Here is a 13845-nt window from a genome sequence, read left to right as displayed (position 1 = left end):
CGGGCAGCGCGATGCGCGGCTGCCGGGGCCGTACCGGGTGGAGTGGTCTGAGAAACACTGGGCTCATTGGTCACATGCGCCTCAGTGAGCCCCCATGGTGGCGGTGCCGCAGCACACTGTCAACCTGCGGGAACGCAAAGGAAGTTACCCCTCCATCACACTTCCGACACAGTGGGAATGGATCACTCCGATCAACCTGATGGTTCCTTTTTCCGGCATTCTGGACAGATTCAATGCTGTCGCCCGTATGCCCTGCGAAGGAGACCGCGTGACCGATCGCTCCACTCTCGACCTGTCGTCCCGCGACCCCGACTGGTGGCGGCAGGCCGTCGTCTACCAGGTCTACCCCCGCAGCTTCGCCGACGCCGACGGTGACGGACTCGGCGACCTGCGTGGCATCACCCGCCGCCTCGGCCATCTCGCCGCGCTGGGCGTGGACGCCCTGTGGCTGAGCCCCTTCTACCCCTCCGAACTCGCCGACGGCGGCTACGACGTCGCCGACCCCCGGGACGTCGACCCGCGCCTGGGCACCCTGGACGACTTCGACGCGCTGGTCGCCGAGGCCCACCGCCTCGGCCTGAAGGTCATCGTCGACATCGTCCCCAACCACTCCTCGCACCGGCACCCCTGGTTCGAGGAGGCCCTGGACGCCGGGCCCGGCTCGGCCGCCCGCGACCGGTACGTCTTCCGCGACGGCCGCGGCGAGCACGGCGAACTCCCGCCCACCGACTGGCAGTCGGTCTTCGGCGGCAGCGCCTGGAAGCGGGTGCCCGACGGGCAGTGGTACCTGCACCTGTTCGCCCCCGAACAGCCCGACCTCAACTGGGAGAACCAGGAGGTGCGCGCCGACTACCGGACCACCCTGCGCTTCTGGTCCGACCGCGGGGTCGACGGCTTCCGCGTCGACGTCGCCCACGCCCTGGTCAAGGACCTGAGCGAGCCGCTGCGCGACCTCGGCCGGCCCGAGCTGAGCCGCGAGGAGGCGCTCACCGCGCTGCCACCCGGCACCCACCCCTTCTACGACCGGGACGAGGTGCACGAGATCTACCGCGACTGGCGCAAGATCCTCGACGCCTACCGCCCGCCCCGCATGGCCGTCGCCGAGGCGTGGGTGCCGGGCGCCCGGCGCGCGCTGTACGCCCGCCCCGACGAGCTGGGCCAGGCCTTCAACTTCGAGTACCTGCAAGCCCGTTGGGAGGCCGGTGAGCTGCGGCAGGTCATCACCGACTCGCTCGCCACCGCCCGGGCCGCCGGGGCCTCGGCGACCTGGGTGCTGTCCAACCACGACGTGATCCGGCACGCCTCCCGCCTGATGCTCCCGCCGGACACCGACCTCAACGCCTGGCTGCTCTCCGGCGGGCGGGCCCCGGCCGTCGACGAGGCGGCCGGGCTGCGCCGGGCCCGCGCGGCCACCCTGCTGATGCTGGCGCTGCCCGGCTCGGCCTACGTCTACCAGGGCGAGGAACTGGGCCTGCCGGAGGTCGCCGACCTGCCCACCGAGGTGCTCCAGGACCCGATCTGGGAGCAGACGGGCCACGTCCGCAAGGGCCGGGACGGCTGCCGGGTGCCGCTGCCGTGGACGACGACCGGACCCTCGTACGGCTTCGGGCCGGGCGGGGCGTGGCTGCCGCAGCCGCCCGGTTTCGCCGCGTACGCCGTCGAGGCGCAGGACGGGGTCGAGGGCTCGACCCTGGAGCTGTACCGCACGGCACTGCGGCTGCGCCGCAAGCTGCTCGACGGTGAGGAGCTGACCTGGGCGGCGGACGCCCCGGACGGTGTCCTGCAGTTCGACCGCTGCGAGGGCTGGCGCTGTGTGACGAACCTGTCCGCCTCCGCGGTCCCGCTGCCGGCCGGAGAGGTGCTGCTGAGCAGCGCGCCGCTGGAGGACGGCCGGGTCGGGCCGGACACGACGGTGTGGCTGGGCCGGTAGCCGCCCCGCCGGTCCGCGCGGCCGCCCGCGCCCCTTCGGGGGCGCGGGTCCGCCCGGAGGGCCGCGGGGACCGTCGGCGCCCTGCGCCGGCCGACCGTCTCCGGGAGGGCGCCGCCCCGGGCGGGTGAGCGCGATCGGCGGGAGCGGACCGGTGACGCGCCGGTGCGGGCCCGCCGCGGGGCGTCAGTGGCGGACCGCCCGGGCCACCTCCGCCCGGACGTCGCCGGACAGGTCGTGGGTGCTGCGGGCGGTGGCCGTGGCGGACTGGCCGGCCTGCACATGGCCCACCGTGACGATCACGGTGTCGACCAGCCGTCCGCCGGAGTCCTCGAAGTCGACCTGGACGGCGAAGGACCGGGCCGTGTCGTCGGTGTTGCGGACGGTGACCTCGCTGCGGACCCGGCCGTCGGAGCCGGTGACGGGCCTGCCGGCCGTGACGTCGCCCTTGGCGTCGACGCCGCCTTGGATGTCGCCGAGCCGGCGTTCGGCCTCCGCCGCGGCCGACTCCACCGCCTCGGTGGCCTGCGAGGCGATCGACCCGACCGCCGACTCGGCCTTGCGCGCGGTGTCCGCGGGGCTGTCGCCGCCGCAGCCGGCGAGCACACCGGTCAGGGCGAGCGCCAGGGCGGCCCCGGCCGCGGCCCCGCGCCTGCGGCGTCCGCGATCACGGGCAGCAGCCATGTCGCCTCCCGGGGGAGCGGTACGGACCGCACGGCGCATGGGATCACGGGCATCCGCAGCCGTCGCCGCGCGGCTCATGGGATCACGGGCCTCCGCAGCCGTGGCCGCGCGACTCATGGGATCACGGGCCTCCGCAGCCGTGGCCGCACGGCTCATGGCATCACGTGCGGCCGAGGCCGCCGCCGCCGAAGGACCCGCTGGATCCGGGGGACCAGCGGCGCGGTTGCTGGTCCTTGCCGGTCCTGGTGCTCGCGCGGTGCAGCTCGTGCGGCATGAGCCGGCGCCCGCCGCGGTCCACGACCGGCACGTCGTCGGGCTCCCGCATCTCCCGCGTCTCGCGGACCGGGCCGGTCTCCGGCAGGTGCGGCTGCTCCGCCGGGTCGGGGTGGTGGGTGTCCTTGTCCATCACCCGCATCCCGACGCGCACGCCCCAGATCAGCGCGCACGCCACGACCAGCCCGGCGATGAAGGCGATGGTCACGGCGACCGCGTGGTCTGACGACGCCGCCAGCACTTCGTACGTTGCCGTATTCATGCTCCGATTATCGCCGACAGCTTGGTATAAAGCGCCCGGAATGTCCGATGGTCCGGGCGGAGTGCCGGACGGCAGCGCGAGGCCCGGCTCCCGTACCGGCGGGCGGGGTACGGTGGAGGAACCGGGGTAGGTCGCACTGCGGCGGCACACGGTTGCCGGCCGCCTCCCCGTCCGCAGCAGGAGCCCTCCATGACGTCCGCCTCCTCGCCCCCGCCGCAGGACCCCGCTTCGTCCGGGGCCCGGCTGAGACTCGCCGACCAGCCGCGCGAGCGCCGTACGGCCCGCCGGATCGACGGGGCGTGGTGGCCCCGCTCCCACGACCTGGCCGCGGAACTGCCCGGGCTGCTGGCCGGGCTGCCGCGCGCCTGGGGCCGGATCAGCAGCGTCCTGGTCCACGGGGACACCTGGCTCGACTGCCCGGAGCGGGTGGACGTGGCGGGCCGGGCGGTCCACGTGGGCCGCAGGGACTCGCCCACCGCCTCCGACACCGTCTGCCTGCTCGCCCCCGGCCGGGGCCGCTGGGACCTGCTGGTGGTGCCGCCCGGGACGGCTCGGGCCGAGGCGGACCGGCTGATGGAACGGGCCGTCACGCAGGGCGCGTGAGCGCCGCACCCCGGCGAACCCGGCCTAGTGCGCGATCAGCACCAGGGCGAGCGCGGCCAGTGCCGGGACGGTCTGCACGAAGAGGATCCTCCGGCTGGCGGTGGCGGCGCCGTACGCTCCGGCGACCGCCACGCACACCAGGAAGAACACCGAGACCTGGAAGCCCACCGGGTCGGCGGCCACCGCGCCCCACAGCAGGCCGGCGGCGAGGAAGCCGTTGTAGAGGCCCTGGTTGGCGGCGAGGGCCTTGGTGGCCTCGGCGAATTCGGGCGTGGTGCCGAAGGCGGCGCGGCCACGCGGCGTGGTCCACAGGAACATCTCCAGCACGAGGATGTACACGTGCAGCGCGGCCAGGGCCAGGACCGCGACGGTGGCGAGGGTCGACATGCGCGCATCATCGCAGCCTCGCCCGGCCGTTCCCCGTCCGGGCCGCCGTCCACGTTCGGGCCCGTCCGGGAGGCGCCGCGGGGTGCCGGGTGGCAGATTGCGGCCAGAGGAAGGCCGGCCGGGCCGTCGCGTCCCCGCGTGTGCCGCTCGGGAGCCCGGCCCGGCCTTCCCGCCGGTGATCCCCTCACGCCGGTCACGCCGGTCATGCCGTTGTCCGGAAGCGGTCATTCTCGGTTGACCGGTCGCCTCGACTTTGATCAGCTGTCACACACTTCCTGTTCGATTCCGATCGAGCAGTGTCTGGCTCCCAGGGGGGGAGCGTGTGACGAGTGGGGGAGTTCCCTTGATGCATCACCATGCCGCCGTGCCGCGGCGCGCCCGGTACCGGCGTGGCGCCGCCGCTCTGACCCTGCTGGCCCTGACCGGCGGCACCGCCCTGACGGGCGCCTCCGCCGCCACGGCCGCGGGCAGCCAGGTGCTCGCCGGGAAGGCGTGCACGCCGACGGAGGGGTTCTCCGGCTGCCGGCTGTTCGATCCGACGGGTGCCCGCGAGGACTTCCGGGTCCCGGCCGGTGTCACGGCGCTCGACGTGCGCGCCTGGGGGCAGGGCGGCGAGGGCACCCCCTTCGCCAACGGCGGGGCGGGCGGCTACACCGCGGGCACGCTCAGTGTCACGCCCGGGGAGAAGCTGTCGGTCGCGGTCGGCGTGCAGCGCTTCGGTGACGCGCTCGGCGGTGCGGGCGGCGGCCGGTACGCCGCGGTCGGCGGCAACAGCAGCGGGGTGCGCTCCGCCGACGGCGAGCCGCTGCTCATCGCGGCCGGTGGCGGCGGCGGTGGCTACGGCGACGTGGACGCCGGCCAGGGCGGCCCGGGCGGCGGCGAGCGCGGCCAGGACGACACCGAGTCCGAGCGCGGCGGCAAGGGCGCCGCCGGAGCCACCGGCGGTGCGGGCGGCGGCAACGGCTCCTCGGGCGCCGACGCCTCCGGCGGCGGCAAGGGCGGCGCCGGCGGCTCCGGCGCGCACGGCTACGGCGGTGGCGGCGGCGCCGGTCACGCGGGCGGCGGCGGGGGCGGCGGCACGGACGAGGAGCGCGGCCCCATCGGCAGCGGCGCGGGCGGGAGCAGTTACGTGGACCCCGAGCGCGTGCGGGACGCCCGGCTGCTCACCGGCAGCCGGACGGTGCCGCCGGCGAAGAACGACCCGTTCTGGCAGCCGTCCGGCGAGCCGGTGCGCGGTGGGATCGCCGAGGGCGGCGTCAACACCGACCGCTCCGGCGACGGGCGCGTGGTCTTCCAGTGGAAGACCCCCGCCATCGCCGAACTGGTCCAGGTCTCCGGCACGGACGAGACCGTCCAGCCGGGCGGCGGCGCCGGCCCGCTGGCCGTGGTGGCCCGGGACAAGGCGGGCAACGCCGTCGAGAACGCCTCCGTCACCTTCACCATCGAGGATCCCGGCCGGCAGGGCGCCTTCTTCTACGTCAAGGGCGGCGCCGACTCCACCGAGCTCGTGGTGCCGACCGACGCCCGCGGCCGGGCCGAGTCCCAGCCGATCCAGGTGGGCGGCAAGGAAGGCGCGTTCACCGTCCGCGCGACGGCCGGCGGCGTCTCGACGGTCTTCTCCGTCGAGGTGAAGGACTCGGCGTACACCGTCTCCGTCGCGGGCGGCGACGGCCAGCGGGCCGAGCAGGGCGCGGACTTCGAGGAGGCCCTGGCCGCCGAGGTGGTCACGGCGGGCGCCGCGGCACCGGCCGGCACCGAGGTCGAGTTCCGTGTCGAGGACGAGAGCGAGGACGCGCCCCGCTTCGCGGACGGTGAGCGGGTCGTCCGGGTCGAGACCGACGAGCGGGGCAGGGCGACGGCCCCGACCCTGACGGCCGGTGACGGCACGGGCACCTACACCGTGACCGCGTCGGCCGGCGGTGCCATGACCCAGTTCGCGGTCGAGGTCGTCCCCGGCGACGGCACCGGGGGCCCCGGCCCGGGCGACGACCCGTCGGGCAGCCCGAGCCCGTCGGCGGACCCGAGCCCCTCGGCGAGCACCGGCGGCACGACCGGCGGTGACGGCACGTCCACGGGCGGCACCGCCACCACGGGCGGCGCGTCGACCGACCTCGACGGCGGCAGCCTCGCCTCCACCGGCGCGGGCGGCGTCGGCCTCCTCGCGGCGGCGGCCGGAGCCCTGGCGGCGGTGGGCTTCGCGGCCTTCCGCTACGGACCGCGGCTGAGGCTCCGCTCACGCGATCACAGCTGACCCGGACCTGACCCGACGTCACCACGACGGCCCGCCCCGGACACCCGGACGCGGGCCGTCCGCGTACCCCCCGGCCCACCACCCCGGCCGGACGACCCCCGACAGCCGACGCGGCGCCCGGCCGGGCGGCTCGCGGCACCGCCGCCTCCTCGGATGCCTCCCGGTGGCTGGTGCGGTGCCCTGCCGGGCGGCTGTTGGTGCCTGCCGACCGCCGCCTCCTCGGGTGCCTCCCGAGGCCGGTACGGTGCCTGGCCGGGGGCCCTCGGTGGGTGGTGCGGGGCCCGGCCGGGTGGCTCTCGGTACCCGCCGACTGCCGCTCCTTGGGTGGGTCCTGGTGGCTGGTGCGGGGCCCGGTCGGGTGGCTCTCCGTACCCGCCGACTGCCGCTCCTTGGGTGGGTCCTGGTGGCTGGTGCGGGGCCTGGCCGGGTGGTTCTCGGTGGCCGGTTGCGGGGCCCGGTCGGGTGGCTCTCGGTGCCCGCCGACCGCTGCTCCTTGGGTGTCTTCCGGCGGCTGGTGCGGGGCCCGGCCGGGTGCCTCCTGGTGCCCGCCGACCGCAGCCTCCTCGGGTGCCTCCCGGGGTCGGTGCGGCGCCTGGCCGGGTGGCCCTCGGTGATCGGTGCGGCGCCCCGTCGGGCCGTTCCCGGCGGCCGACGCGGCGCCCGGCCGGGCGTTTCCCGGCGGCCGGTGCGGTGCCCCGTCGGGCGTCTCCCGGTGGTCGGCGCGGTGCCCGGCCGGGTGGGGCCCGGGGCCGACCGGCGCCCCGTCGGGCGGCTCCCCGTGGCCGGTGCGGCGCCGGTAGCCTGGGGGTATGGCCCTGGCATGCAACGCCCTGCCGCACTGCTTCCTCTGACACCGCGGTGACGACGGCGACGTGAGCGCGTCACGTCGCCGTCCCCGGCATGTCCGCCCCCGGCGGACGCCGGTGACTCGCGTCCACCGCCCGCACGCGGCCCGGCCCCTCGCCGCGCCGCGCCGTCCAGGAGCACCGCCATGCCCTCGGGTCCCGCCCGCCTGCCGTCCGACCGGCTGCTGACCGTCCTGACCTGCCCCCAGTGCCACTCCGGCCTCACCCGCGCCGACGGCGCCCTGCGCTGCCCCGCGCGGCACACCTTCGACATCGCCCGCCACGGCCATGTGAGCCTGCTGACCGGCCACCGGCGTCCCGCGAGCGCCGACTCCGCCGCCATGGTGAGCAGCCGCGCCGCCTTCCTGCGCTCCGGGCACTACGATCCGCTCGCCCGCACCCTCGCCGACCTCGCCGCCGGCCTGGCACCCGCCGACGCGACCGTGCTGGACGCCGGCGCGGGCACCGGCCACTACCTGGCCGCCGTCCTGGACGCCCTCCCCGGGGCCCTCGGCATCGGCCTGGACACCTCCGCCGCCGCCCTGCGCGCCACGGCCCGGGCCCATCCCCGCGCGCGGGCCGCCGGCTGGGACGTCTGGCGGCCCTGGCCCGTCCGCACCGGCTGCGCCCACCTCGTCCTCAACGTCTTCGCCCCTCGCAACGGCCCCGAGTTCCGCCGTGTCCTGCGCGCGGACGGCGCCCTGCTCGTCGTCACGCCCACGGCACGGCACCTGCGCGAACTGCGCGGCCCCCTGGGGCTGCTGGCGGTCGATCCCAGGAAGGAGGAACGGCTGCGCCGGACCCTGTCGGCCGCCTTCCGGCTCGATGGCACCGAGCGGCTGGAGTTCACCCCGGCCCTGACGCCCGGGGACGTCGTCCGCCTGGTGGCCATGAGCCCGGCCGCGCACCACCTCGACACGGCGCAACTGCCGGGCCGGGTCGCCCGGTTGGGGACGCCGGTGCACGTCACCGCGTCGTTCGCCGTGTCGGTGTACCGGCCCGCCGGGTCCGCTCAGTAGCCCTGGCGGGCGAGGTGCTCGTCCTGCGCCGCCGTGAGCGTACGGATCATGAGGGCGGCGGCCACGGCCGCCGCCACGACGGCCAGATCGGCGGCCAGCAGGGGCAGGACCCCGGTGTAGGCGCGGGCGATGACCTCGTCGGTGTCGTCGGCGTGGACGATTCCCGCGCCGCCCGCCAGACCCGCCAGCCACAGCCCCCACCACCAGTTCACGACGGCGGGCAGCGGCCGTCCGGGGAAGACCGAGCGGTGGACGTCCGCGACCACGCCCCGGGGTATCCACAGGTTGGCGACGGGCACGATCCAGCCGAGGAAGAGCCAGAAGGAGCCGTAGCGCGGTGCGCTGCCCGACAGGGCGCGGGCGTTGTCCCGCACCCGGTCCAGCCAGAACAGGAAGACCACGGCGCAGACGGCCGTGACGACACCGCCCGCCGCGGCGACCTGGTGGTAGGAGTCCTCCAGCGCGGTCAGCGGGCGGTGCGTGCCCCCGCCCTGGTCGGGCGGGCCGGACGCCGGCTCCCCCGCCAGGAACAGCCGCAGGTGCCACACCGCCCGGACGGCCCAGGCCAGTGCGGCCAGGGCGAGGGCCGCGACGGCGCAGCGGGCCGGGAGCACGGCGGGGGCGGTGGGGGCGGTGGGGGCAACACTCCGGACGGTCACCCGGTCATCCTGTCGTACTCAGTTCCGAGGCCCGGCCCTGCCCGTCCCACCGCACCTGGAGGACGTGGTCGACGGCGTCCCGGTCGAGCGGGCCGAAGACGTGCGGGAACAGGGTGTCGCCGGCGACCCCGGGCGGCGGTGCGGGGGCCGCCGCCTCCCACTCCACCCGCGCGGTCAGCCGCGTCTCGTCGAGCGCGAGCACCAGCAGGGGCCGGGGCGCGTCCCGGTAGAAGGCGTTGACGACGGCCAGCGTGGTCGCCTCGTCCGGGGAGCAGTGCACGAAGCCCTCCTCGGCGAGGGAGGCGGGCGCGTACGGCCGGCCGGGCTCGGCGGTCCAGACGGTGCTCGGTACGACGTGATAGATCATGGCCCCGTTATAGCCCGCCCCGGTCCGACAGGCCGAGGGCGGCGACGGTCCGCCGGGTCGCCTCGGCGATCAGGGCGTCCGAGGGCTCGGCGCCGGGGTTGCAGCGGTCGGTGAGCACGGCGAGGACGAGCGGCCCGCCGCGGGGCGGGTGGACGACCGCGACGTCGTTGGCCCGGCCGTGACGCCCCGTGCCGGTCTTGTCGGCGACCTGCCAGCCGGCGGGCAGCCCGGCCCGGATGCGGCGGGCGCCGACGGGGGTGGCGTTGCGGGAGAGCCAGTCCAGCAGCAGCGCGCGGTCGCGGGCGGGCAGGGCGGTGCCCAGCAGGAGCGTGCGGAAGTCGGTGGCGACCGCCTCGGGGGTGGTGGTGTCGCTGGGGTCGCCCGGCGGGACGTCGTGCAGCTCGGGTTCGTAGTGGTCCATGCGGCTGGTCCGGTCGCCGAGTCCGCGCAGGTAGGCGGTGAGCCGGCGCGGGCCGCCGATCTCGCGCATCAGCAGGTTGCCCGCCGCGCCGTCGCTGAAGCGGACGGCGGCGTCGCAGAGCTGACGCAGGGTCATGCCCGTCGCCAGGTGCCGTCCGGTGACTGGTGTGGTGGAGCGCAGGTCGGCCCGGGTGTAGGCGACGCGCCGGTCCAGGTCGTGCGGGGAGCGGTGGTGCAGCACCGCAGCGGCGGCCAGGGCCTTGAACACCGAGCAGAACGCGAAGCGTTCCCCCGCGCGGTGCTCGACGGTGGCCCCGGTGCCGGTCGCGAGCGCGTAGACCCCGACCCGGGCGCCGTACGCGCGCTCCAGGTCCGCGAAGCGGGGCCGGTGCACCGGCGGCCGGCCCGGCGGCGGGGCGGACCCGGTGGCCGTCGCCTGCCGGCCGGGGCGGCCGGGAGGCCTCTCACCGGCGCCGCAGCCGGCGAGGGGGAGCGGCAGCAGGGCCGCGGCGGCCAGGAAGGAGCGGCGGGAGGACACGGGCCGGTCGAGGGGCATACGGATGCTCATCTCCCTCACGAGGGGTCCGGAACCGCGGCCAGCAGGCTCCGGACGATCGGTCCGGCCGAGCCGCCGCCGGTGACGCCCTCCTCCACGACGCAGGCGACGGCCACATCGCCCCGGTGCGCGACGAGCCAGCCGTTGTTGTCCTGGTCGTCGGAGACCTCGGCGGTGCCGGTCTTCGCGCCGACCTCGCCGGGCAGGCCGGCGAGGATCCTCGCCGTGCCGTCGGTGACCGTGGCCCGCAGCATCGCGCGCAGCTGCGTGACGACGCGCCCGGGCAGCGGGGCCGTGTCGGTCGTGTCCTCGGTGCCGGCGGTGAGCGAGGGCTGGTGGAACCTGCCGGACACGGCCGTCGCCGTCACGGACGCCATGATCAGCGGGTTGGCCTGCACCCGCCCCTGCCCGATCATCGACGCGGCCTTCTCCGTCTCGTCCTTCGGCACCGGCACCGAGCCGTCGTACGTGGGCGCCCCGACGTGCCACTCCTGCCCGACGCCGAAGTACCGGCGGGCCACCTCGCCCGGTTCCCCGTCGTCGAGCCGGTCGCGCAGGCTGATGAACGCCGTGTTGCACGACTCGGTGAAGTCCTTGGCGAAGGTCGCGCCCGGATGCTCGGACAGCTCCACGTTCTGGAACCGCTTGCCCACCGTGAGGTACTTGGGGCAGTCCACCACGTCGTCCGGCGCGACGGCGCCCTTCAGCAGCAGGGCGCTGCTGGTGACGATCTTCCAGGTGGAGCCGGGCGCGTAGGTGCCGGAGAGCGCGCGGTTGAAGCCCGACGACGGGGAGTTGGCCACGGCCAGGATCTCGCCGTCGTCGACGCGCAGTGCGACCAGCGCGGCGTTCTTGCCGCCGGCGTGGGCGGCGAGGGCCTCCTCCGCGGCGGACTGCCAGTCGGCGTCGAGGGTCGTGGCGACCGGGCCCCGGTCCGCCCGGACCGTCTTCGCGCCGAACGTGGCCTCCGTGCGCTCCACCTTCCCCGTGGCGCGGTCGACCAGGCGGATCGCGCCCCGCGCCCCGGTCTCCCCGCCGTCGCCCCCGGCGAGCCGGGTCATCAGCGGCGCCAGGGAGGGGTGGTCGGCGGCGGACAGGGTGGTGCCGTCGCGGTCCTTCACCTCGGGGGGCTCGGTCTCCTCGCGTTCCAGGCGGAACTTCTCCGTGTCGCTCAGCCGCGGGTGGACGAGGGACAGCGTCCAGTCCACCTTCCAGGTGCCGTCGTCCTGCTCGCGCAGCGGCAGCTTCGACGCGTAGGTCCAGGTGCCCAGGCCGGTGACCGGCATCCGGGCGGTGAAGGGGACGGTGACCGTGCCGTCCCCGGCCTCGGCCGCGGAGCCGGCCGTGAGCTTCGGCTCGCTGATGTCGAGCCCGGTGGTGAAGCTGTCCAGCACCCGCCGGGCCGTCGCCGGACTGGTCGTACGGCCCGCCGCGTCCGGGACCCGGCCGGCGGCCCAGTCGGCCAGGAACGCCCGGGCCTGCCTGCCGGCCTCCGGATCGGGCCCGGTGTCCCGCGCGAAGGGCCCGAGACCGGCCGCGTACGCCCCGCCCGCGACGGCGGCCAGCACCACCGCCCCGGCGACGACGGCCCGCGGGCCCCTGCGGCGCGGTCCGGACCCGCCGGTGATCACGCCCGTGTGGTCGGTGTGAGTGTCCATGCGCCGAGGACAGCAGCGGCCCGGCATCCTGTCCAAGACCGGTATCGGTGTCGGATCAATATCCAGTCGATATGATTCCTGCTCGTGGACCTGGTGCGGCACCTGGAGTGCTTCGTGGCTGTTGCAGAAGAGTCACACTTCGGCCGTGCCGCCGCCCGGCTCGGCATGGCCCAGCCGCCGCTGTCGCAGCGCATCCAGCGCCTGGAGCGGCACCTCGGCGTCCGGCTCTTCGAACGCACCAGCCGGCAGGTGACCATCACCGAGGCGGGGACGCTGCTGCTGGCCGAGGCCCGCGAGGTGCTCGCCCGCTCCGAGGCGCTGCTGGCCACCGCGCGCCGCATCCGCGACGGCGAGACCGGGCTGCTGCGGGCCGCCCTGCCCCCGGACGTCTCCGGCGCGACGGTCGCCGCGCTGCTGACGGCGTTCACCGAGGGCGCCGCCGGCCTGGAGCTGGAGCTGCACGAACTGTCCACCGCCCAGCAGCTGGAGCGGTTCGCCGCGCACGAACTGGACGTCGGGCTCATCCACCACCCCTGCGACGTCTCCGGGCTGGAGCTGGGCCCGGTGCTCCGCCGCGAACTGGGCGTGCTGCTGCCCGGCGACGCGGCCGCGGCCGGCCTGGCCGAGGTCCCGCTCGCCTCCCTGACCGGCCACGACCTGATCCTCTTCCCCCGCGCGGCCGCCCCCGCCGTCTACGACGACCTGCTGACCACCTGCGCCCGCAACGGCTACACCCCGCCCGCCGTACGCCACGCCCAGGGCGCCAGCTTCGTGCGCGGCCTGGTGCTGTCGGCCCGGGCGGTGGCCCTCAGCCCGCGGGACGCGCACGGCGACGCGGAGCGCACTGCGCCCCAGACAGCGGACGGCGGCGTCGTGTGGCGCCCGCTCACCGGCGCCCCGCTCGCGCTGCGGCACTCCGTCGCCTGGCCCGGCGGGCGGGGCGACGCCGCCGTCGGCGCGTTCGCCGAGGCCGCCGCGGGCGCGTTGCGCGCCACCGCCGGTGCCACCCCCGACCTGCCCTCCCGCCCGCTCCATCTGCGCCCCGCCTCGGAGTACTGGCTGTGACCGACGTCCTCGCCCGCATCCACGCGGCCTTCGCCGACGCCGGGGTCACCGGCCGGCTGCACGCCGTCGACATCGATTCCGGGGCGCAGCTCGACGCCGGCGCCGACCAGCCGGTGTGCACCGCCAGCGTCCACAAGCTGTGCCTGCTCGTCGCGCTGCACCAGCGGGCGGCCGAGGGGCTGCTGGACCTCACCGAGCAGGTCGAGTGCCCGCCGCAGGGGCGCACCACCGGTCCGACGGGGCTCGCCGCGATGCTCGACGGGGCCCGGCTGTCCCTGCGGGACCTGGCCTTCTTGATGATGTCCGTCAGCGACAACGCCGCCGCCGACCTGCTGCTGGGGCGCGTCGGCCTGGACGCCGTCAACCGCGCCACGGCCCGCCTCGGTCTGACGCACACCCACGCCGTCCACACCTTCGGCGAGCTTCTGGCCACCATCAAGGAGGACGCCGGTCCCGGTGGCGCGGGGGCGCTGGCCGATCCGCACGTCGTCACCCGGCTCCGCGCGCTGGATCCGGCCCGCACCAACCGCAGCACCCCGCGCGACATGACCCGGCTGCTCGCCGCCGTCTGGCGCGACGAGGCGTGCCCGCCGGAGCACGGCGCGGCCATCCGCCGGGTCCTGGGACTGCAGGTGTGGCCGCACCGGCTGGCCTCCGGCTTCCCCTTCGACGACGTGCACGTCGCGGGCAAGACGGGCAGCCTGCCGACCGTGCGCAACGAGGTCGGCGTCGTCGAGTACCCCGACGGGGGCCGCTACGCCGTCGCCGTCTTCACCCGCACGGCCCGCACCTCCGCGCTGCTGCCGGCCGCCGACGCCGTCATCGGCACGACGGCCCGCCTGGCGGTGGACGCCCTGCGCGCCCGCTGA

13 protein-coding genes are annotated in these 13845 nt (G+C 76.3%); 6 read left to right on the top strand and 7 right to left on the bottom strand.

The annotated features are described in order from the left end of the window. Nucleotides 1-268 precede the first annotated feature (268 nt). Nucleotides 269-1930, top strand: a complete 1662-nt coding sequence (locus ACIGAN_RS10065; RefSeq protein WP_399856550.1) for a glycoside hydrolase family 13 protein — start codon at nucleotides 269-271, stop codon at nucleotides 1928-1930. A 183-nt stretch (nucleotides 1931-2113) separates the two neighbouring features. Here the strand turns inward: ACIGAN_RS10065 and ACIGAN_RS10060 are convergent, their stop codons facing one another. Beyond that, entirely contained in the window at nucleotides 2114-2611 is a 498-nt protein-coding gene (locus ACIGAN_RS10060; RefSeq protein ID WP_399856548.1) for a hypothetical protein, read from the bottom strand. A 160-nt stretch (nucleotides 2612-2771) separates the two neighbouring features. Continuing rightward, nucleotides 2772-3146 (bottom strand): DUF6479 family protein, encoded by a 375-nt coding sequence (locus tag ACIGAN_RS10055; protein WP_365736255.1) that lies wholly within the window; start codon nucleotides 3144-3146, stop codon nucleotides 2772-2774. A 189-nt stretch (nucleotides 3147-3335) separates the two neighbouring features. On the opposite strand from ACIGAN_RS10055, the gene ACIGAN_RS10050 reads away from it, so the two are divergent. After that, nucleotides 3336-3749 carry a DUF5994 family protein gene (locus ACIGAN_RS10050; RefSeq protein WP_399856546.1) on the top strand — a complete coding sequence of 138 codons (414 nt, stop codon included), beginning with the start codon at nucleotides 3336-3338 and terminating at the stop codon, nucleotides 3747-3749. Nucleotides 3750-3773: 24 nt separating this feature from the next. Here the strand turns inward: ACIGAN_RS10050 and ACIGAN_RS10045 are convergent, their stop codons facing one another. Beyond that, nucleotides 3774-4136: a DUF1304 domain-containing protein gene (locus ACIGAN_RS10045; protein ID WP_365099544.1), complete on the bottom strand. Its 363-nt coding sequence runs from the start codon at nucleotides 4134-4136 to the stop codon at nucleotides 3774-3776. A gap of 346 nt (nucleotides 4137-4482) precedes the next feature. Between ACIGAN_RS10045 and ACIGAN_RS10040 the strand changes: the two genes are divergently transcribed. Next, nucleotides 4483-6387, top strand: coding sequence for a hypothetical protein (locus tag ACIGAN_RS10040; RefSeq protein ID WP_399856544.1), 1905 nt, complete (start codon nucleotides 4483-4485; stop codon nucleotides 6385-6387). A 991-nt stretch (nucleotides 6388-7378) separates the two neighbouring features. Beyond that, on the top strand, nucleotides 7379-8251 hold the full coding sequence (locus ACIGAN_RS10035; RefSeq protein WP_399856542.1) for a putative RNA methyltransferase: 873 nt from the start codon (nucleotides 7379-7381) through the stop codon (nucleotides 8249-8251). Here the strand turns inward: ACIGAN_RS10035 and ACIGAN_RS10030 are convergent. The 4 genes from ACIGAN_RS10030 to ACIGAN_RS10015 are packed head-to-tail and all read right to left on the bottom strand — an operon-like array spanning nucleotide 8245 to nucleotide 11911. Further along, complete coding sequence (locus ACIGAN_RS10030) at nucleotides 8245-8910, bottom strand: DUF4328 domain-containing protein (protein WP_399856540.1); 666 nt, start codon at nucleotides 8908-8910, stop codon at nucleotides 8245-8247. The genes ACIGAN_RS10035 and ACIGAN_RS10030 overlap by 7 nt on opposite strands. A 4-nt stretch (nucleotides 8911-8914) precedes the next feature. Then, nucleotides 8915-9277, bottom strand: a complete 363-nt coding sequence (locus tag ACIGAN_RS10025; RefSeq protein ID WP_365090406.1) for a DUF952 domain-containing protein — start codon at nucleotides 9275-9277, stop codon at nucleotides 8915-8917. Nucleotides 9278-9284: 7 nt separating this feature from the next. Beyond that, nucleotides 9285-10253, bottom strand: a complete 969-nt coding sequence (bla, locus tag ACIGAN_RS10020) for a class A beta-lactamase (protein WP_399856809.1) — start codon at nucleotides 10251-10253, stop codon at nucleotides 9285-9287. Nucleotides 10254-10270: 17 nt separating this feature from the next. Continuing rightward, on the bottom strand, nucleotides 10271-11911 hold the full coding sequence (locus ACIGAN_RS10015) for a penicillin-binding transpeptidase domain-containing protein (RefSeq protein ID WP_399856538.1): 1641 nt from the start codon (nucleotides 11909-11911) through the stop codon (nucleotides 10271-10273). 84 nt (nucleotides 11912-11995) lie between these two features. Between ACIGAN_RS10015 and ACIGAN_RS10010 the strand changes: the two genes are divergently transcribed. Beyond that, nucleotides 11996-12976, top strand: coding sequence for a LysR family transcriptional regulator (locus ACIGAN_RS10010; protein ID WP_365090415.1), 981 nt, complete (start codon nucleotides 11996-11998; stop codon nucleotides 12974-12976). Next, a complete protein-coding gene (locus ACIGAN_RS10005) occupies nucleotides 12973-13845 on the top strand; it encodes a serine hydrolase (RefSeq protein ID WP_399856536.1) in 873 nt (290 codons plus the stop codon). The genes ACIGAN_RS10010 and ACIGAN_RS10005 overlap by 4 nt, the downstream gene beginning before the upstream one ends.

Source organism: Streptomyces sp. NPDC085931 (assembly GCF_044540565.1).
GTDB lineage: Bacteria > Actinomycetota > Actinomycetes > Streptomycetales > Streptomycetaceae > Streptomyces.
The sequence above is the reverse complement of the archived record's forward strand: the minus strand, read 5'-3'. Positions and strand labels throughout refer to the sequence as shown.